Consider the following 17,039-nt stretch of genomic DNA (forward strand, 5'->3'; position numbering starts at 1 on the left):
TCAGAACCAGTCGCTCTCGCGGATCTGCCGCATCGCTTCGCGGCGCGTCTCGGCGGGAAGGCGCGAGAGATAGAGCTTGCCGTCGAGGTGGTCGGTCTCGTGCTGCAGCGCCTGCGCGAGCAGGCCGTCGCCCTCGAGCACGACCTCGTTACCGTCGAGGTCGATGCCGACGACCTTCGCCCACGGGTAGCGGAGCGCCTCGTGCCAGAGGCCCGGGACGGAGAGGCATCCCTCGCCCACGAGCTCGGGCTCACCACGGGTCTCGACCAGGACGGGGTTCAGCACGTACCCGATGTCGCCGTCGATGTTGTAGCTGAACGCGCGGAGTCCCACGCCGATCTGCGGCGCGGCGACGCCGGCGCGACCGGGAGGCTCGACGGTGTCGACGAGGTCGCGGACGAGGGCGCGGATGCCGTCGTCGATCTCCTCGATGGGTGCGCTGGGGGCGCGCAGGACGGGGTCGCCGAACAGGCGGATCGGACGAACCGTCATGCCACGGCCGCCGGAACGCGCAGGCCCTCCACGACGGCAGCGGCAAGCTCGCGCGCGGCCAGGCGGGTGCCGGGCTGCAGGTCGCGGAACGCGATCGCGCTGCCGGCGGCGACGTGGGCGTCGTACGGCATCCGGATGACGGCGCGGACGCGCGTGCGGAAGTGCGCCTCGAGCTCGCTCTCGCGCACCAGCGGCGCGCCGGGGCGGGCGGAGTTGAGCACGACGACGGCGTTGCGGACGCGATCGGCGTAGCCGTTGGTCTCGAGCCACGTCAGGGTCTCGGACGCGAGGCGCGCCTCGTCGACCGAGAGTCCCGCGACGACCACGAGCGAGTCGGCGAGCTCGAGCGTCGCCTCCATGACCGAGTGGACGATCCCCGTGCCGGTGTCGGTGAGCACGATCGAGTAGTAATGCGCGGCGACGTCCGCGACACGGCGGTAGTCCTCGTCGCTGAACGCCTCGGAGACGCGCGGATCGGCATCGGATGCCAGCACATCCAGCCGCGTCGTGTCGCGGGCCACGATCGACGACACGTCGCTGTATCCCTCGACGTCGTCGTGCGCGCGCACGAGATCGCGGACGGTGCGGCCGTTGGGGCGGCCCACGCGGTCGGCGAGCGTGCCGCGGTCGGGGTTCGCGTCGACCGCGATGACCCGGTCGTCGCGGGCATCGGCGAGGGCCATGCCCAGCAGAGCGGTCACGGTGGTCTTTCCGACGCCGCCCTTGCGCGACAGCACGGGCACGAAGCGCGCCTCGCCGGACAGCGGGGCGGCGATCCGGCGATCGAGGTCCTTGCGCGCGCGGGCGCGGCGTCCGTCGCCGAGGTTGATCCGGTGCCGCGACACCGAGTACACCAGCTGCTGCCACAGGCCCTCGGGCTCGGGGCGGGAGATCTGGCGCGGGTCGAGCAGACGGTCGGCGGTGAGCAGGTCGGGGCTCTCGCGGGTGTCGTCGATCTCGCCGAGACGCTTGGATGCGAGGGTCACATCGCTCCCCGGAGTGCGGACGCGCTCGCTCGCGTGGACGCGCACCGATCGCGCGGCCTCGTCGGCCTGGTGGACCTCGCGGCGCGTCAGCGGCACAGTGCCGATCACGCCGGTCGCGGCGAGCTCGGCGCGGGTGCGCGGCACGGGACCGGTCGTCGGCGCGGGCTCGTCCTCGGCGGACGCGGACGCGGGCTCGGGTTCCGCGGCGGGCTCGGGCTCGGCGGCGGTATCGGGCTCAGCTGCGGGCTCGGGCTCCGGCTGGGGCTCGACCGCGGCGGCGGGCTCGGGCTCAGCGGCGACCTCGGGCTCCGCCTCCTCCGCCTCCTCCGATTTCTCGGCTGCCGGGAGCTCGACGTCGGCATCCACGGGGTCGTCGTCCACGGTCTCGACGTCCTCCGCCGCGGGCTCGTCCGCGACGAGTTCCGCCACGGGCTCCTCGGCCTCCGGGACGTCCGCGACCTCGACGGTCGCCTCGACGTCGGCCACCTCAGCGGTCTGCACCACCTCGCCGGGCGCAGCCTCGGCGTCGTCGGCGGTGCCGTCGGACTCGGCATCCACGTCTTCGGTCACGGCATCCGTGTCCGAAGGGCGGTCGTGCTCGTCGTGCTCGTCGCCCTCTTCGTGCTCTTCGGGCTCGAGCTCGGCCTCGTGCACCTCGGCGTCGGCGTCCCACGCGTCGGGGTCGTCGTGCGGTTCGAGGACGAGCTCGGAGCCGTCCGTCTGCACCTCGACGACCTCGGGGTCGGGAACGTGGGTGAGGAGCGGGGGCTCGTCGGCGTCCGGCAGATGCACGATCCCGACGACCTCGAAGGCGCGGGATTCGGCGTCGATGACGGGTATCTCGTCCTCGATGACGTCGTCGTCGACGTCGTCTTCGTCGGACACCGGGAGGTCGACGCTGACCTGTGCGATGTGTCCACCGAGGATGTGGATGCTGGACGTGTCGAGCGAGCCGCTGTCGTCGAGGACACCGTGTTCGGCGCCGTCGTCGGGGGTCTCGTCGGTGCGGTCGGGGGTCACTGCAGTCTCCAAAGGAAAAGGGGGCGCGAAAGAGCGCCCCCTTTCAGGCTACTGCGCGGGGCGGACCACGAGCAAAAGGTCTCCCGCTTCGACCTGTTGCGTGGTAGCGACCGTGAGCCGCTCGACGACGCCGTCGACGGGGCTCGTGATCGCCGCCTCCATCTTCATCGCCTCGATGGATGCCACCGGCTGACCGGCCGCGACCCGGTCGCCGACGGCGGCCTTCAGGGTGACGACTCCGGAGAAGGGCGCAGCGACCTGGCCCGGCTTCGACGTGTCCGCCTTCTCGGCCTGTCGCGCCTCGACGTCGATGGAGCGGTCGCGTACGAACACCGGCCGCAACTGCCCGTTCAGGGTCGTCATGACGGTGCGCATGCCCTTGTCATCGGCGTCGCCGATCGCTTCGAGGCCGACGAACAGCTGCACGCCGCGCTCGATCTCGACGGTGTGCTCCTCCCCCGCCCGCAGGCCGTAGAGGTAGTCGGCGGTGTCGAGGGCGCTCAGGTCGCCGTACGCGGCCCGGGTCTCGAGGAAGGTGCGCGTGGGCGCCGGGAACAGCAGGGCGTTGAGCCGCCCGCGCCGCGTCTCGGAGTCTCCGTCGAGAGCCGCGAGGTCGTCGGCGGTGAGCGGCGTGACCGTCGTCTTGATGTCGCGACCGGCGAGCACCTTCGAGCGGAAAGGCTCGGGCCACCCACCGGGGAGATCGCCGAGCTCGCCCGCCATGAACGACACGACGGAGTCGGGGACGTCGTACTTCTCCGGGTTGCGTTCGAAGTCGTCGGGGTCGGCCTTGACCGCCGCGAGGTGGAGGGCGAGGTCGCCCACGACCTTCGACGACGGCGTGACCTTCGGGACGCGCCCGAGGATGCGGTTCGCTGCGGCGTACATGTCCTCGATGAGCTCGAAGTCGTCGGCGAGACCGAGGGCGATCGCCTGCTGCCGGAGGTTCGACAGCTGCCCGCCGGGTATCTCGTGGTGGTACACGCGCCCCGTGGGGCCCGGCAGCCCGGACTCGAACGGACGGTAGAGATGACGGACCGCTTCCCAGTACGGCTCCAGGTCCGAGACGGCGGTGAGGTCGAGCCCCGTGTCCCGGTCCGTGTGTGCGAGTGCCGCGACGAGGGCCGACAGCGACGGCTGGCTCGTCGTGCCCGACATGGGCGCGGCGGCGGCGTCGACGGCATCCGCTCCTGCCGCCGAGGCCGCCAGGAGCGTCGCGAGCTGCCCGCCCGCGGTGTCGTGCGTGTGGACGTGCACGGGGAGGTCGAACCGCTCCCGGAGCGCCGTGACCAGGCGCGCGGCGGCCGCGGGACGCAGGAGCCCCGCCATGTCCTTCACGGCCAGGATGTGGGCGCCGGCCTCGACGATCTGCTCGGCGAGGCGCAGGTAGTAGTCGAGCGTGTAGAGGTCTTCGCGGGGGTCGAGGAGGTCGCCGGTGTAGCAGACGGCGACCTCCGCGACCGACGTCCCGGTCGCGAGCACCGCGTCGATCGCGGGCCGCATCTGCGAGACGTCGTTGAGCGCGTCGAAGATGCGGAAGATGTCGATCCCGGATGCCGCGGCCTCGGCGACGAAGGCATCCGTCACCTCCGTCGGGTAGGGGGTGTACCCGACGGTGTTGCGGCCGCGCAAGAGCATCTGGATCGCCACGTTCGGCAGCGCCTGCCGCAGCACGTCGAGCCGCTCCCACGGGTCCTCGCCGAGGAAGCGGAGCGCGACGTCGTACGTCGCGCCGCCCCAGGCCTCGACGGAGAGGAGCTCGGGCGTCAGCCGCGCGACGTACGGCGCGACCCGGGCGAGGTCGCGCGTGCGGACGCGGGTCGCGAGCAGCGACTGGTGGGCGTCGCGGAAGGTCGTCTCGGTGACGGCGAGGGCCGTCTGCTCACGCAGGGCCCGGGCGAAACCGGCCGGGCCGAGCTCCTGCAGCCGCTGCCGCGAGCCCGAGGGCGCCGGGGCCGCGAGGTCGAGGTGGGGCAGCTTGCTGCCCGGCTCGACCGAGAGCGGGTTGTCGCCGTTCGGCCGGTTGACCGTGGTGTCGACGAGCCACGACAGGATCTTCGTACCGCGGTCCTTCGACTCGCGCCCGCGAAGCAGTTCGGGCCGCTCGTCGATGAACGACGTGCTGAGGTCGCCCGCGACGAAGGCCGGGTCGTCGAGCACCGCCTGCAGGAAGGGGATGTTGGTCGAGACGCCGCGGATGCGGAACTCCGCGAGCGCACGGCGTGCGCGGGCGACCGCGGCACCGAAGTCGCGACCGCGGCAGGTGAGCTTGGCGAGCATCGAGTCGAAGTGCGGGCTGATCTGCGACCCCGCGGCGGTCGTGCCGCCGTCGAGACGGATGCCGGCACCACCGGGCGAGCGGTACGTCGTGATCTTGCCGGTGTCGGGGCGGAAGCCCTGCGTGGGGTCCTCGGTCGTGATGCGGCACTGCAGCGCCGCGCCGCGCAAGCGGATGTCGTCCTGCGTGAGCTGCAGATCGGCGAGCGTCTGCCCCGCGGCGATCCGCATCTGCGACTGGACGAGGTCGACGTCCGTGACCTCCTCGGTGACGGTGTGCTCGACCTGGATGCGCGGATTCATCTCGATGAAGACGACCTCGCCCGCGCGGGGACCCGCGGTCTCGAGGAGGAACTCGACGGTGCCCGCGTTCTGATAGCCGATCGATCGGGCGAACGCCACGGCGTAGCGGTGCAGGTCCGCCCGCACCGCGTCGTCCAGGTTCGGAGCCGGAGCGATCTCGATGACCTTCTGGTGCCGCCGCTGCACCGAGCAGTCGCGCTCGAAGAGGTGGACCGTCTCGCCCGTGGCATCCGCCAGGATCTGCACCTCGACGTGACGCGGGCGCTGCACGGCCTGCTCGAGGAACATCCGCGGGTCGCCGAACGCGCTCTGCGCCTCGCGCATCGCCTCGGCCAACGCCGGGGCGAGCTCGCCGATCGACTCGACGCGGCGCATCCCGCGCCCGCCGCCGCCGGCGACCGCCTTGGCGAACAGCGGGAAGCCGATTCCCTCGGCCTGAGCGACGAGGGCGTCGACGTCGGCGGATGCCGCGGTCGAACGCAGCACCGGAACCCCGGCCGCGATCGCGTGCTCCTTCGCGGTGACCTTGTTCCCCGCCATCGACAGCACCTCGGCGGGCGGCCCGATGAAGGCGATGCCGTTCGCCGCGGCCTTCTCCGCCAGTTCGGGGTTCTCCGAGAGGAAGCCGTAGCCGGGGTAGATGGCATCCGCTCCGCACTCCCGGGGGCGACGCGGATGATCTCGTCGACGTCGAGGTAGGCGCGCACGGGGTGGCCGCGCTCGCCGATCTGGTACGCCTCGTCGGCCTTCAGCCTGTGGAGCGACGCGCGGTCCTCGTAGGGGTAGACCGCGACGGTGCGGGCTCCCACCTCGTAGGCGGCGCGGAACGCTCGAATGGCGATCTCTCCGCGATTGGCGACCAGGATTTTCGAGAACATGCGCACCCTTACGTCAAGCCGACGGAGCTGAATGTGCTCACAGCCTAGGGGAAGGTAACGTAGACGCTCGTGCACGTACTCTCCGTCAGCTCTTTGAAAGGCGGGGTCGGCAAGACGACCGTGACGCTCGGGCTGGCATCCGCCGCCTTCGCACGTGGCGTTCGCACTCTCGTCGTCGACCTCGACCCGCAGTCCGATGTGTCCACCGGTATGGACATCCAGGTCGCCGGTCGGCTGAACATCGCCGACGTCCTGGCCAACCCGAAGGAGAAGGTCGTCCGTCAGGCGATCACCTCCAGCGGCTGGGCGAAGGTCCACCCCGGCACGATCGACGTGCTCATCGGCAGCCCGTCGGCCATCAACTTCGACGGTCCGCACCCGAGCGTGCGCGACGTGTGGAAGCTGGAAGAGGCGCTCGCCACGATCGAGGCCGACTACGACCTCGTCCTGATCGACTGCGCCCCCTCGCTCAACGCGCTGACCCGCACGGCGTGGGCCGCGAGCGACCGCGTGATCGTCGTGACCGAGCCCGGCCTGTTCTCGGTGGCCGCCGCCGACCGCGCGCTCCGCGCGATCGAGGAGATCCGTCGCGGCCTCTCCCCCCGTCTGCAGCCGCTCGGCGTCGTCGTGAACCGCGTGCGCCCGCAGTCGATCGAACACCAGTTCCGCATCAAGGAGCTGCGCGACATGTTCGGCCCGCTGGTCCTCAACCCGCAGCTGCCCGAGCGCACGTCGCTCCAGCAGGCACAGGGCGCCGCGAAGCCGCTGCATGTGTGGCCCGGCGACTCCGCGCAGGAGCTCGCCGCCGACTTCGACGCGCTGCTCGACCGGATCGTCCGCACCGGCCGCATCCCGGTGGCATCCGACTCCCCCCAGGCGTAGCTTCTCGCGCAGTCCCTCGCGCGTGAGGGGTCAATATTTGTCGCCTGCGTACCGCCCAGGCGACAATTCTTGACCCCTCACGCGTAGGGAAAGCAGAACCCCGGATGCCACGGCATCCGGGGTTCTTTCGTATCGGGGGCGCGTCAGGCGGTGCGCGCGGCGCGACGGGCGGCGAGCTCGTCGACGGCCTCGGTCGCGGACTCGAAGTCGACGAGCGTCGACTCGACCTCGCGGAGGACCTTGCCGACGGCGATGCCGAACACGCCCTGGCCGCGGCTGACGAGGTCGATGACCTCGTCGTTCGACGTGCACAGGTACACCGAGGCGCCGTCGCTCATGAGCGTCGTGCCGGCGAGGTCGCGGATGCCGGCCGCGCGCAGCTGGTCGACGGCGGTGCGGATCTGCTGGAGCGAGATGCCGGTGTCGAGCAGACGCTTGACGAGCTTCAGGACGAGAATGTCACGGAAGCCGTAGAGCCGCTGCGAACCGGAGCCGCTCGCACCGCGCACGGTGGGGACGACGAGTTCGGTGCGGGCCCAGTAGTCGAGCTGACGGTACGTGATACCGGCGGCGCGGGCCGCGACGGCGCCGCGGTAGCCCGTGTCGTCGTCCATCTCGGGGAGTCCGTCGGTGAAGAGGAGTTCGGTGGCGAACGGGGGTTCACCGAGTGCGTCGCCAGCGGTCATGCTCGCGTCCCTCCTCATCGGCTCGTTGTTCCCACGCTAGATCAGCGGAGGTCCCCCGGCAACGACATCCGGGCCGAGGGGGTCGGCGTGTCGCGATCAGGACAGCATCCGGTCGATGGCTTCGCGCACGAACAGCGTCCGGACCTCGTCCAGACGTGCCGCGAGCTCGGGCGCGAGCTCGCTCGCGCGCGCCCGCGAGGCCGCGTCGGGACGGCGGAGCAGCGCCGCGAGGGCGGATTCGACGAGGGAGGCCTCGCGCTCTGCGCTCTGCCGGAGCGAGCGCACGTGCCGCGGTTCGATGCCGTGCCGATCGAGGGCGACGAGCGTGCGCAGCAGCGAGACGGTCTGCTCGCTGTACGTCTCGGCGCCGGTGATCACGCCCGTGCTGATCGCGTCGTTGAGGAGCTGCGGTGCCGCTCCGGCCGCCGAGAGAAGTTCGTCGCGGCGGTAGCGGCGCGGCGCGTTCGTCATGGACGCGATCGCCGTGGGCGGCGCGGGATTGCGGCCCGCGTCGACGTCGGCGAGGTACTCGCGGATCACGGCGAGCGGCAGGTAGTGGTCGCGCTGCAGCGTCAGCGCGAGGCGCAGCCGCTCCAGGTCGGCGGGCGAGAACTTGCGGTAACCCGACTCGGTGCGGGTCGGCGAGACGATGCCCTGCACCTCGAGGAAACGCAGCTTGCTGGACGACAGTGCGGGGAACTCGGGGGTGAGTCGCGCGAGCACCTGTCCGATGCTCAACAGCCCCGAGGCCGCCGGACGACCGCGGGCGGGGGCTGCCGCCATCAGTGCTCTGCCGGCGGCAGGTCGACGGGCGAGCCGAAGAAGTTCAGGCGGAACTTGCCGATGCGCACCTCGGCGCCGTTGAGCAGCGCCGAACGGTCGACCCGCTCGCCGTTGACGTAGCTCCCGTTGAGCGAGCGCTGGTCGACGATCTCGAACGAGCTGCCCGAGCGGGTGATCTCGGCGTGACGACGGGAGACGGTGACGTCGTCGAAGAAGATGTCGGCCTCGGGGTGACGGCCGACGGTGGTGACGTCGGTGTCGAGCAGGTACCGGGCACCGGTCGTCGGGCCGGAGCGGACGATCAGGAGAGCGGCACCCGAGGGGAGGGCGTCGATCGCCTCGAGCTCGGCTTCGGTGAGGTCGGCCCCGAACGGGACGAAGGACAGATCGGCGTCGTGGCCGAACGTCTGAGTCGTGTCGTGCGAGCGGTCGGACGCGGCGGCGTCGGCGGCGCGTCGAATATCGTCGCGCTCGAATCTGCGGGTCTCGTCCACGGCTTCTCCTTCATTTCCACCATAGCCGACCGCCTCCGAGCCGGAGGGGCCGATCGACCTCTCGCAGGCCATGGGGTATACGTCTGTCCGACGTCGGGACGCGCACCACTTCGGGTAGCGGCTTGCAGTGACGGGGGGACACTCGAACCTACCGATCCAGGTCGGCCCTGTCGAGTCCGGATCACCCCGCGCGTCATCCCTGCGGGCACGGTTCACCGGTCCGACGCAGGGGCGGTCGCTAGGGTCGGTGGCGTGATCACGACTCCCGCGCCGCGTCGGCGCTCCCTGCCCGCCGTCCTGGCCGCCGCGGCCGTCGCGCTCGCGGCGCTGCTCCTCCCGGCCGCTCCCGCGTTCGCCCACGACGAGCTGGTGTCGTCGGACCCCTCGGCCGACGCCGTTCTCGACGCGTTGCCGGCGCAGATCACCCTCACCTACAGCGCGGACATCCTGGATGCCGCCGGCGCGACGGTCATCCAGGTCACCGACGCGGCCGGAACCACGCTGGCCGACGGCGCCCCCACCGTGTCGGGCCCGGTCGTGACGCAGGCGCTGGCGGGACCGGCATCCGGTGTCGTCACCGTGGTGTGGCGCGTCGTCTCGGGCGACGGACACCCGATCGACGGGACGTTCTCCTTCACCGTCCCCGCGGCGCCCACGCCGACGCCCACCCCCACTCCGACCGCGACGCCCACGAGCGCCTCGACCCCGCAGCCGACCGTCACGGTCACCGAGACCCCGGCCCCGGTCGAGACCACCTCGGAGGCCTCTCCCTTGCCCTGGATCCTGCTCGCCGCGGCGCTCCTCGTCGTCGTCGGGCTCGTGGTCTGGCTGTTCGTCGTGCGGGGCCGCGGGGGCACCCCGGGAAGCGGCTCCGCGGGCACCGCCGGACGATAGGCTGAGACCATGCCTCATTACGATCTGGTCATTCTTGGTGCGGGTCCCGGCGGGTACGTCGCAGCCGTGCGCGGCGCGCAGCTGGGGCTGTCGGTCGCGGTCATCGAAGAGAAGTACTGGGGCGGTGTGTGCCTCAACGTCGGCTGCATCCCCTCCAAGGCTCTGCTGCGCAACGCCGACCTCGCGCACACGTTCCACGCGAAGGCCGACCTGTTCGGCATCTCGGGTGACGTGCACTTCGACTTCGGCACCGCCTTCGACCGGTCCCGGTCGGTCGCGGCCGGCCACGTCAAGGGCATCCACTACCTGATGAAGAAGAACAAGGTCACCGAATACGAAGGCCGCGGCCACTTCATCGACGACCACACCCTCGACGTCACCAAGGCGGACGGGTCGAAGGAGCAGGTCACCTTCGACAACGTCATCATCGCCACCGGCTCCACGGTCCGTCTCCTCCCCGGCGTGACCCTGTCCGAGAACGTCGTCACCTACGAGGAGCAGATCCTCAACCGCGAGCTCCCCGGCTCCATCGTCATCGTCGGCGCCGGCGCCATCGGCATGGAGTTCGCGTACGTGCTGACCAACTACGGCGTGAAGGTCACGATCATCGAGTTCCTCGACCGTGCCCTCCCCAACGAGGACGCCGAGGTCTCCAAGGAGATCCAGCGCCAGTACAAGAGCTACGGCGTGGACATCCTCACCTCCACCAAGGTCGACTCCGTCACCGACCACGGCGACAAGGTCACCGTCGCCTACACCGGCAAGGACGGCGCCACCGGCTCCATCGACGCCGACCGCGTGCTCATGTCCATCGGTTTCGCGCCCAAGGTCGACGGGTTCGGCCTCGAGAACACCGGCGTGAAGCTCACCGAGCGCGGCGCGATCGACATCGACGACCACATGCGCACCAACGTTCCCCACATCTACGCGATCGGTGACGTCACCGCGAAGCTCCAGCTCGCGCACGTCGCCGAAGCCCAGGGCGTCGTCGCGGCCGAGACCATCGGGAACGCCGAGACCCAGACCCTCGGCGACTACCGCAACATGCCCCGCGCCACGTTCTGCAACCCGCAGGTCGCCTCCTTCGGCCTCACCGAGCAGCAGGCCCGCGACGCCGGACACGACATCAAGGTCGCGAAGTTCCCCTTCTCCGCCAACGGCAAGGCCAACGGCCTCGGCGAGCCCGTCGGCTTCGTCAAGCTCGTCGCCGACGCCGAGACGCTCGAGCTCATCGGCGGCCACCTCATCGGCCCCGACGTCTCCGAACTGCTCCCCGAGCTCACGCTCGCGCAGAAGTGGGACCTCACCGCGCTCGAGGCCGCCCGCAACGTGCACACGCACCCGACGCTGTCGGAGGGTCTGCAGGAGGCCTTCCACGGCCTCGTAGGCCACATGATCAACCTCTGATCACCCTCACGACGAAAGCCCGCCCGGTTCGCCGGGCGGGCTTTCGCGTTGAGAAGAGGTCAGTGACCGAGCGTGCGGGCGAGCTTGGAACCGGATGCCGCGGGCCGACCGCCCGCCGCGAACACGGCCGCATCGACCGCGGCGAACAGCGCCTCGCGGCCGGCGTCGTCGGCGGGGCCGGCGGGCCCGAGCTCGACCTCCCACTCGCGCCACTCGGACTCCACGCCGCGGCGCTCATCGCGCGCCCGGACGCGGTCGTCGACGAACTCGGCGACGACCCCACCCTCGGCATCGAGCAGGGCGTAGGCGGTGCGGTGGTTGCGCACGCGCGCGAGGGGCAGGAACGGTCCGCGGGCCCAGGGCGCGACGGCATCCTGGATCTCGTCCGGGACCACCGGGTCGGCGTCCGGGGCGCCGATGTCGCCGAGCGGCCACTGCGTCTCGGAGCGTCCGCCCTCGGCGGGCGCCTTGATGTGCCAGCCCTCGTCGGGGCCGCCCTGACGTCGCCGCACGGCGACGCCGTTGCGCGCCAGGTCGGCTCCGGCGGTGTCGACGTAGCGTGCGTCGAGGTCGCGCGGCTCGGCCTCACCCACGCGGGCGACGCCGGGCACCCCCGACCAGTCCGGGAGGGGCGTGTCGGTCTCGACGTCGTACTTCGACTCGACCTCGACCGACGACGAGCCCGGCGCGCTCTTGCTCAATCGTCGCGTCCGTCGACGTCCGGGTTGATGTCCTCGGTCTCCTCGACGTAGGCGAAGACCGCCTGGGTCGGACCGTCGGACTCCCCCGTGTGCTCGAGCCCGCCCTCGCGGCGGTAGACCAGCTGGCCTTCGCTGTAGGGAAGGATCAGCGAGTCGTCGGACTCGTTCTCGAGCGGGATCACCTGCCCGTCGAGCGGGCCTCCGGTCAGTCGTGCAATAGCCATGGCCCCAGCGTAGACCGGGCCTCCGCGCGCCGCCCGCGCCTTGACACCCCTCGCCTAGACTCGCTGGGGTGACGAGCGCGGACCTCCCCGGTGACAAGCCGTTCGTGCTCCTCGCGACCCGCGCGCAGGACCTCCCCGCGGACGAGGAGTACGCGCTGTTCCTGCGGTTCACGGGACTGCCTCCCGAGCGGCTGCGGAGGGTCCGTCTCGAGCGCGAGCCGATGCCCGACATCGACCTCGACGACGTCGCCGGGATCCTCGTCGGCGGGAGCCCGTTCAACGCGTCGGACCCGTGGGAGAAGAAGTCGGCGGTCCAGCGGCGGGTGGAGGCCGAGATGGCGGCGCTCGTCGATCGCGTCGTCGCGCGGGACGCGCCGTTCCTGGGCGCCTGCTACGGCGTCGGCACGCTCGGCACCCACCTCGGCGCCCCGATCGACGGCACGTACGCCGAGCCGATCAGCGTCGTGGACGTGTCGCTGTCGGACGCCGGCCGCGCGGACCCGCTCCTCGTCGGCCTGCCCGACACGTTCCCGGCGTTCGTAGGCCACAAGGAGGCGATCGCAGCGCTTCCCGCGGCGGCGACGCTGCTGGCCTCGTCCCCCACGTGCCCCGTGCAGATGTTCCGCGTCGGTGAGAACGTCTACGCGACGCAGTTCCACCCCGAGCTCGATGTCGACGGCATCGTCACGCGGATCCACGCGTACGCGTCGTACGGGTACTTCGCGCCCGACGAGCTCGACCTGACCCTCGCGGCCGTGCGGCGCGCGCCGGTCACCGACACGGGACGCATCCTGCGCGCGTTCGTCGAGCGCTACGCCCGCTGACCGCGACCGCGGCTACGGCTGCGACGCCGGCGCGGTCCGCACGATCGGCACGGCCGCGGTGACCGCGGGGCGCACGCGCCGCAGCTGCGGCTCGAGCCCGAGGTCGACGAGGACGATGCCCCCGGCGAGCTCCGGCCCCCGGCCCCGCACCAGCCCGGCCTTGACGGCACCGAACGTCACCGTGGTCGCGGCGGGGAGGACGGCGGCATCCGCTTCGCCCGTATCGGGATGCAGACCGCTCGGGACGTCCACGGCGATGACCCGGACGCGCCCCGCGACCACCGCCGGGAGCAGGGCCTCGACGACCGCGCGCGACGTGCCGCGGAGCCGCGGGTCGGCGGAGGCGCCGATCCCCAGGATGCCGTCGACCACGAGGACGTGATCGGCGACGGCGGCGCAGATGTCCGAGGCATCCCTGATCCGGGCGCCCGCCGCGAGGGCCGCGTCGAGGCCTTCCCGGTGCACGCGGTCGCGCGTGAGCACGATGTCGACGCGCGTCGCGGAGGCGGCGAATTCGGCCGCGGCGAACAGCGCATCGCCGCCGTTGTCGCCGGATCCGGCGAGCACGAGGACGGGTCCGCGCGTGGCGGTCAGCTCGTCGATGACGAGGGCGGCGAGGGCGTGAGCGGCCTCGCGCATGAGCGGACGGCCCGCGGCGAGCAGCGGCGCTTCCGCGGCGCGGACCGCATCGGCGGTGTACGCGGCGGTGCGCTCGGTCATGGTCCCCACCCTAGACGCGTGCGTGCGGGTCAGGCCGGGGCGGTATTCTTCGCCGCCGCCTCGCGCTCCTTCGCCTCCGCCTCGCGGGCGGCATCCAGTTCGCCCACGTCGGCCTGCACGGCCCGTTCGGCGCGCTGCACCCGGAACTGCGCGAACGTCGTCGCACCGAACTTCGCGCGCTCGCGATCCTCGTCCTCCTCGTGACCGACCGTGATGTAGGCGCCGGCGAGGAGGATCACCTGGCTCGAGAGGTTCAGCCACAGGAGCAGCGCGATGAGGGCGGCGAACGTCGCGAGGAGCGGATTGCTGCTCGCTCCCCCGACGAACAGCCCCGACAGCTGCTGCAGCGCCACGAGTCCGACGCCGCCCAGAAGGGCACCGCGCAGCAGCGTCCCTCGCCGGACCCGCAGGCCCGACAGGAGCGCGAAGGCCGCGGCCACGACGGCCGTGTCGAGCGCCAGGACGACGAGGGTCGAGAGGAGCCACGTCAGGATGCCGGTGACCCACGAGTCCGCCGAGATGCCGAGGAGACCGCGTACCCACGTCAGCCCCGCCGTGGCGAGGAACGTCACGCCCGCGGCCGCGGCGAGTGCGACGCCCACGCCGATCGCGAGCGCGAGGTTGCGCAGGATCACCCAGACGATGAACGTGTCCTCGGTGGTGACGTCCGCGATCTGGCGGAGGGCCGAGCGGAGCGAGCCGATCGCGCCGATCGCGGCGCCGACGAGACCGAGGGATCCGAGGATGCCCGCGACCGTGAATCCTGCGGGCGCCTTGATCGCGGCGACGTCGATGAGGCCGTCGGGCCCGACGAGACCGGGGATCGCGCTGTTGACCGCGCGCGTGAGGGCGGCGAGTCCGTCGGGGTTGTCGGCGAGCCAGACGGCGGCGAACGAGAACCCGATGAGGACACCGGCGAAGACGCTGAAGAGCGTGCGGTACGTCACGCTGTCGGCGAGCATCGGTCCGCGCCGGCCCGCGTACACGAGATAGCCGCGCACGAGACGCTGCCGCAGGGCCCACGCGGTGACGCGACGGAGGAGGTCAGCCATTCCCTCAGGCTAAGCGCGGGCGTCGGATTGCCCCCGCGGGGTTGACCGTGCACCGGAATTCGCAGAATGGCCCCGATCTCGCAGGATCCCGGCCGGAATCTGTGAGAACCGGCGGATTCTGCGAACATCGGCCGCTCACGCGAGCGCGCGGAGCAGCGCCCACCACGTCCCGAGGAGCAGCGGCGGGCCGAACGCGAACTCGGCGCGGCGGCCGGCGGCGAGGAGGGCGCCGAGCCCTGCCGCTCCGCCGCACACGAATCCGGCGGCCAGCCCCGAGACCACGGCATCCGGTCCGAACCAGCCCAGGTGGGCGCCCGCGAGGGCCGCGAGCGTCACGTCTCCCCCGCCGAACGCGGCGGGGCGAACAGACCGCAGCGCGAGGCACACGAGGAACGCGGATGCCGCTCCGCCCCACACTCCCGCAACGCGATCGGCCTCGCCCGCGGCGAGCGCCGCGGAGGTCAGGAGCGTCAGCGCGAGCGCGAGCCCGGGGAGCACGAGGGCGTGCGGGAGCCGGTGGTGGCGGTGGTCGATGACGGCGAGGACGACGCTGAGGACCGCGAATACGCCCAGCGCGGCGGGGAGCACGGCGGCGACCAGGTGGGTCAGGCGTCGAGGACCGACAGGTGCACGAGGACGGTGCCGTCGGGGACGATGCCCTCCCGGTCGCGCACGGCGCGCTTGAGCGGGAGCACGTACTCGCCCGTGGACTGCGGGAACACCGACGTCCGCCAGGTCGACGATCCGATCGTCGCCTCGACGCGGACGCCGCCGAAGCCTCGCCGGAACGTCTGCGTCTCGCGGACGGCCTCGCTCAGCTCGAGCGGCAGAGCGACGAAGTACCAGTCGCTGTCGAGCCGCGCGGCCCAGCGGAAGACCTCTCCCTCGAATTCCACGATCACGCGCGTCCCCTTCCGACCCGGTCCACCGTAGCCCGGCACCGGCGACGGTGTTCGGCGTTCTCCCCTGGGGAGGAGGGGTCAGCCCGCGAGGATCCCCGCCGCCCGCGCGGGCTCGGCGTACGCGCGGGCGAGGGAGGCGACGGTGTCGTGCGCGTTCAGGCCGCTGGGGTTCGGCAGCACCCACGTGGGCGCTCCCCCGATGCTTTCGTCCTGCCGCCCCGCCACCGCCTTCGGGCGGTCGAAGCCCTGACGGTACGCGGTGAGCCCGACGACGGCGACGGCACGGGGGGCGAGGGCGGCCACGCGGGTCTCGAGGGCGCGCGCGCCGTCGCGCAGCTCGTCGCGGCCGAGCTCGTCGGCGCGCGCCGTGGCCCGCGCGACGAGGTTCGACACCCCCACGCCCGCCGCGAAGATCATCGCGCGGTCGGCGTCGTCGAGGGGGCCGCTGTACGCGGGGAGCCGCGGCAGGATCCCGGCCTCGACGAGCGCCGGCCAGAACCGGTTGCCCGGCCGCGCGAAGGGCGTCCCTGTGGCGGCCGTCCAGAGCCCGGGGTTGATGCCGACGAAGAGCAGCCGCAGCCCCGGCCCGACGAGGTCGGGGATCGTGGCATCCCGGAACGACTCCAGCTCGGCGCGCGAATAGCCCATGCGACCACTATGACCACATCCGCGCGGGCGATGCCCCGTTGTGCCAGGATCGGCGGAATGGATGCCGTGCCCGCCCTCACCGAGGTCCCCCCTGCGCAGTTCGTGATCGTGGGCGACAACATCCGCCTGGCGACGTACTCGTGGGGCGACCCCGAGGCTCCCCCGGTTCTGTGCGTGCACGGCTTCGGGTCGTCGACGCGCGACAACTGGGTCAACACCGGTTGGGTGCGCGACCTGCTGCGGGCCGGGTTCCGCGTGCTCGCGGTCGACCAGCGCGGTCACGGCCTCAGCGACAAGCCGCACGACCCCGCGTCGTACCAGATGAACGCGCTCGTCTCCGACCTCGTCGCGGTCCTCGACACCTACCTCCTCGACCAGGTGCGCTACCTCGGCTATTCGCTCGGCGGCCGCGTCGGCTGGCAGCTCGCCGTCGACGCGCCCGAGCACGTCGAGCGCGCGGTGCTCGGCGGCATCCCGGACGGCCGTCCGCTCGCGCGACTCCAGGTCGATCAGGCCCGGGCGTTCCTCGATCACGGCGAGCCGGTTCAGGATGCCACGACCCTGCGCTACATGTCGCTCGCCGACCGTGTCCCGGGCAACGACCTGCGCGCGCTCGTCGCCGTCGCGGAGGGCATGCGGCTCGGGCAGACCGACCCGGATCCCGCGTCGCCGCCGCAGCAGCCGGTACTCATCGCCACCGGGACCGAGGATCCGATCCACGACCAGTCCGCGCGGCTGGCGGGACTCCTGCCGCGAGGCGAGTTCGCCGACATCCCGGGGCGCCACCACGTGAACGCGCCCGGCGCTCGCACGTTCCGCGAGGCCGGGGTCGCGTTCCTCTCGCACGATCTCTGACGCGAGAGCGA

The 17,039-nt window shown here is 72.0% G+C and carries 17 protein-coding genes and 1 pseudogene; 5 read left to right on the plus strand and 13 right to left on the minus strand.

Features of this window, described 5'->3' with window-relative positions:
- From RKD05_RS17060 to RKD05_RS17070, 3 genes and pseudogenes are all read right to left on the minus strand, one after another.
- Entirely contained in the window at nt 1–492 is a 492-nt protein-coding gene (locus RKD05_RS17060) for a peptide deformylase (RefSeq protein ID WP_424711606.1), read from the minus strand.
- On the minus strand, nt 489–2,498 hold the full coding sequence (locus RKD05_RS17065; RefSeq protein ID WP_424711608.1) for a MinD/ParA family ATP-binding protein: 2,010 nt from the start codon (nt 2,496–2,498) through the stop codon (nt 489–491). The genes RKD05_RS17060 and RKD05_RS17065 overlap by 4 nt, the downstream gene beginning before the upstream one ends.
- Before the next feature lie 48 nt (nt 2,499–2,546).
- Nucleotides 2,547–5,956 (minus strand): annotated as a pseudogene (locus RKD05_RS17070) (pyruvate carboxylase).
- Nucleotides 5,957–6,025: 69 nt separating this feature from the next.
- Between RKD05_RS17070 and RKD05_RS17075 the strand changes: the two are divergent.
- Complete coding sequence (locus RKD05_RS17075) at nt 6,026–6,838, plus strand: ParA family protein (protein ID WP_022878003.1); 813 nt, start codon at nt 6,026–6,028, stop codon at nt 6,836–6,838.
- A 143-nt stretch (nt 6,839–6,981) separates the two neighbouring features.
- Here RKD05_RS17075 and RKD05_RS17080 read toward each other — a convergent pair whose 3' ends face one another.
- From RKD05_RS17080 to RKD05_RS17090, 3 genes are all read right to left on the minus strand, one after another.
- Nucleotides 6,982–7,524, minus strand: coding sequence for a MerR family transcriptional regulator (locus tag RKD05_RS17080; protein WP_424711610.1), 543 nt, complete (start codon nt 7,522–7,524; stop codon nt 6,982–6,984).
- Between the two features lie 96 nt (nt 7,525–7,620).
- Nucleotides 7,621–8,307, minus strand: coding sequence for a MerR family transcriptional regulator (locus tag RKD05_RS17085; protein ID WP_022878005.1), 687 nt, complete (start codon nt 8,305–8,307; stop codon nt 7,621–7,623).
- Nucleotides 8,307–8,801 (minus strand): FHA domain-containing protein, encoded by a 495-nt coding sequence (locus RKD05_RS17090; protein ID WP_022878006.1) that lies wholly within the window; start codon nt 8,799–8,801, stop codon nt 8,307–8,309. The genes RKD05_RS17085 and RKD05_RS17090 overlap by 1 nt, the downstream gene beginning before the upstream one ends.
- Before the next feature lie 252 nt (nt 8,802–9,053).
- On the opposite strand from RKD05_RS17090, the gene RKD05_RS17095 reads away from it, so the two are divergent.
- On the plus strand, nt 9,054–9,695 hold the full coding sequence (locus tag RKD05_RS17095) for a copper resistance CopC family protein (RefSeq protein WP_424711612.1): 642 nt from the start codon (nt 9,054–9,056) through the stop codon (nt 9,693–9,695).
- Nucleotides 9,696–9,704: 9 nt separating this feature from the next.
- Nucleotides 9,705–11,102, plus strand: a complete 1,398-nt coding sequence (gene lpdA, locus RKD05_RS17100) for a dihydrolipoyl dehydrogenase (RefSeq protein ID WP_424711613.1) — start codon at nt 9,705–9,707, stop codon at nt 11,100–11,102.
- 59 nt (nt 11,103–11,161) lie between these two features.
- Here the strand turns inward: lpdA and RKD05_RS17105 are convergent, their stop codons facing one another.
- Both RKD05_RS17105 and RKD05_RS17110 read right to left on the minus strand, forming a co-directional pair.
- Nucleotides 11,162–11,803 (minus strand): CYTH domain-containing protein, encoded by a 642-nt coding sequence (locus RKD05_RS17105; protein WP_424711615.1) that lies wholly within the window; start codon nt 11,801–11,803, stop codon nt 11,162–11,164.
- Complete coding sequence (locus RKD05_RS17110; RefSeq protein WP_134128895.1) at nt 11,800–12,027, minus strand: response regulator; 228 nt, start codon at nt 12,025–12,027, stop codon at nt 11,800–11,802. The genes RKD05_RS17105 and RKD05_RS17110 overlap by 4 nt, the downstream gene beginning before the upstream one ends.
- A 68-nt stretch (nt 12,028–12,095) precedes the next feature.
- Here RKD05_RS17110 and RKD05_RS17115 point away from each other — a divergent pair, with 68 nt between their 5' ends.
- The gene (locus RKD05_RS17115) at nt 12,096–12,851 is read left to right on the plus strand and encodes a glutamine amidotransferase (RefSeq protein ID WP_424711616.1); all 756 of its coding nucleotides are present in this window, start codon (nt 12,096–12,098) and stop codon (nt 12,849–12,851) included.
- 12 nt (nt 12,852–12,863) lie between these two features.
- On the opposite strand, the gene RKD05_RS17120 is transcribed toward RKD05_RS17115, so the two are convergent.
- From RKD05_RS17120 to RKD05_RS17140, 5 genes are all read right to left on the minus strand, one after another.
- Complete coding sequence (locus RKD05_RS17120; protein WP_424711618.1) at nt 12,864–13,571, minus strand: NAD(P)H-hydrate epimerase; 708 nt, start codon at nt 13,569–13,571, stop codon at nt 12,864–12,866.
- Between the two features lie 29 nt (nt 13,572–13,600).
- Nucleotides 13,601–14,623 carry a YhjD/YihY/BrkB family envelope integrity protein gene (locus RKD05_RS17125; RefSeq protein ID WP_424711620.1) on the minus strand — a complete coding sequence of 341 codons (1,023 nt, stop codon included), beginning with the start codon at nt 14,621–14,623 and terminating at the stop codon, nt 13,601–13,603.
- Between the two features lie 135 nt (nt 14,624–14,758).
- Nucleotides 14,759–15,211 carry a prepilin peptidase gene (locus tag RKD05_RS17130; RefSeq protein WP_424711622.1) on the minus strand — a complete coding sequence of 151 codons (453 nt, stop codon included), beginning with the start codon at nt 15,209–15,211 and terminating at the stop codon, nt 14,759–14,761.
- Between the two features lie 17 nt (nt 15,212–15,228).
- On the minus strand, nt 15,229–15,525 hold the full coding sequence (locus RKD05_RS17135; RefSeq protein ID WP_424711624.1) for a DUF1905 domain-containing protein: 297 nt from the start codon (nt 15,523–15,525) through the stop codon (nt 15,229–15,231).
- A gap of 78 nt (nt 15,526–15,603) precedes the next feature.
- A complete protein-coding gene (locus RKD05_RS17140; RefSeq protein WP_022878015.1) occupies nt 15,604–16,173 on the minus strand; it encodes a mismatch-specific DNA-glycosylase in 570 nt (189 codons plus the stop codon).
- Nucleotides 16,174–16,230: 57 nt separating this feature from the next.
- On the opposite strand from RKD05_RS17140, the gene RKD05_RS17145 reads away from it, so the two are divergent.
- The gene (locus RKD05_RS17145) at nt 16,231–17,028 is read left to right on the plus strand and encodes an alpha/beta fold hydrolase (protein ID WP_022878016.1); all 798 of its coding nucleotides are present in this window, start codon (nt 16,231–16,233) and stop codon (nt 17,026–17,028) included.
- The last annotated feature ends 11 nt before the right edge of the window (nt 17,029–17,039 follow it).

Origin of the sequence: Microbacterium sp. SLBN-111 (genome assembly GCF_049739645.1) — a bacterium.
In the GTDB taxonomy this organism is placed as follows: Bacteria; Actinomycetota; Actinomycetes; order Actinomycetales; family Microbacteriaceae; genus Microbacterium.

Excerpts from the sequence above, each read along its gene's own strand:
- RKD05_RS17060 (WP_424711606.1), bottom strand. The coding sequence starts at position 492 with ATGACGGTTCGTCCGATCCGCCTGTTCGGCGACCCCGTCCTGCGCGCC.
- RKD05_RS17080 (WP_424711610.1), bottom strand. The coding sequence starts at position 7,524 with ATGACCGCTGGCGACGCACTCGGTGAACCCCCGTTCGCCACCGAACTC.
- RKD05_RS17085 (WP_022878005.1), bottom strand. The coding sequence starts at position 8,307 with ATGGCGGCAGCCCCCGCCCGCGGTCGTCCGGCGGCCTCGGGGCTGTTG.
- lpdA (WP_424711613.1), top strand. The coding sequence starts at position 9,705 with ATGCCTCATTACGATCTGGTCATTCTTGGTGCGGGTCCCGGCGGGTAC.
- RKD05_RS17110 (WP_134128895.1), bottom strand. The coding sequence starts at position 12,027 with ATGGCTATTGCACGACTGACCGGAGGCCCGCTCGACGGGCAGGTGATC.
- RKD05_RS17120 (WP_424711618.1), bottom strand. The coding sequence starts at position 13,571 with ATGACCGAGCGCACCGCCGCGTACACCGCCGATGCGGTCCGCGCCGCG.
- RKD05_RS17125 (WP_424711620.1), bottom strand. The coding sequence starts at position 14,623 with ATGGCTGACCTCCTCCGTCGCGTCACCGCGTGGGCCCTGCGGCAGCGT.
- RKD05_RS17140 (WP_022878015.1), bottom strand. The coding sequence starts at position 16,173 with ATGGGCTATTCGCGCGCCGAGCTGGAGTCGTTCCGGGATGCCACGATC.
- RKD05_RS17145 (WP_022878016.1), top strand. The coding sequence starts at position 16,231 with ATGGATGCCGTGCCCGCCCTCACCGAGGTCCCCCCTGCGCAGTTCGTG.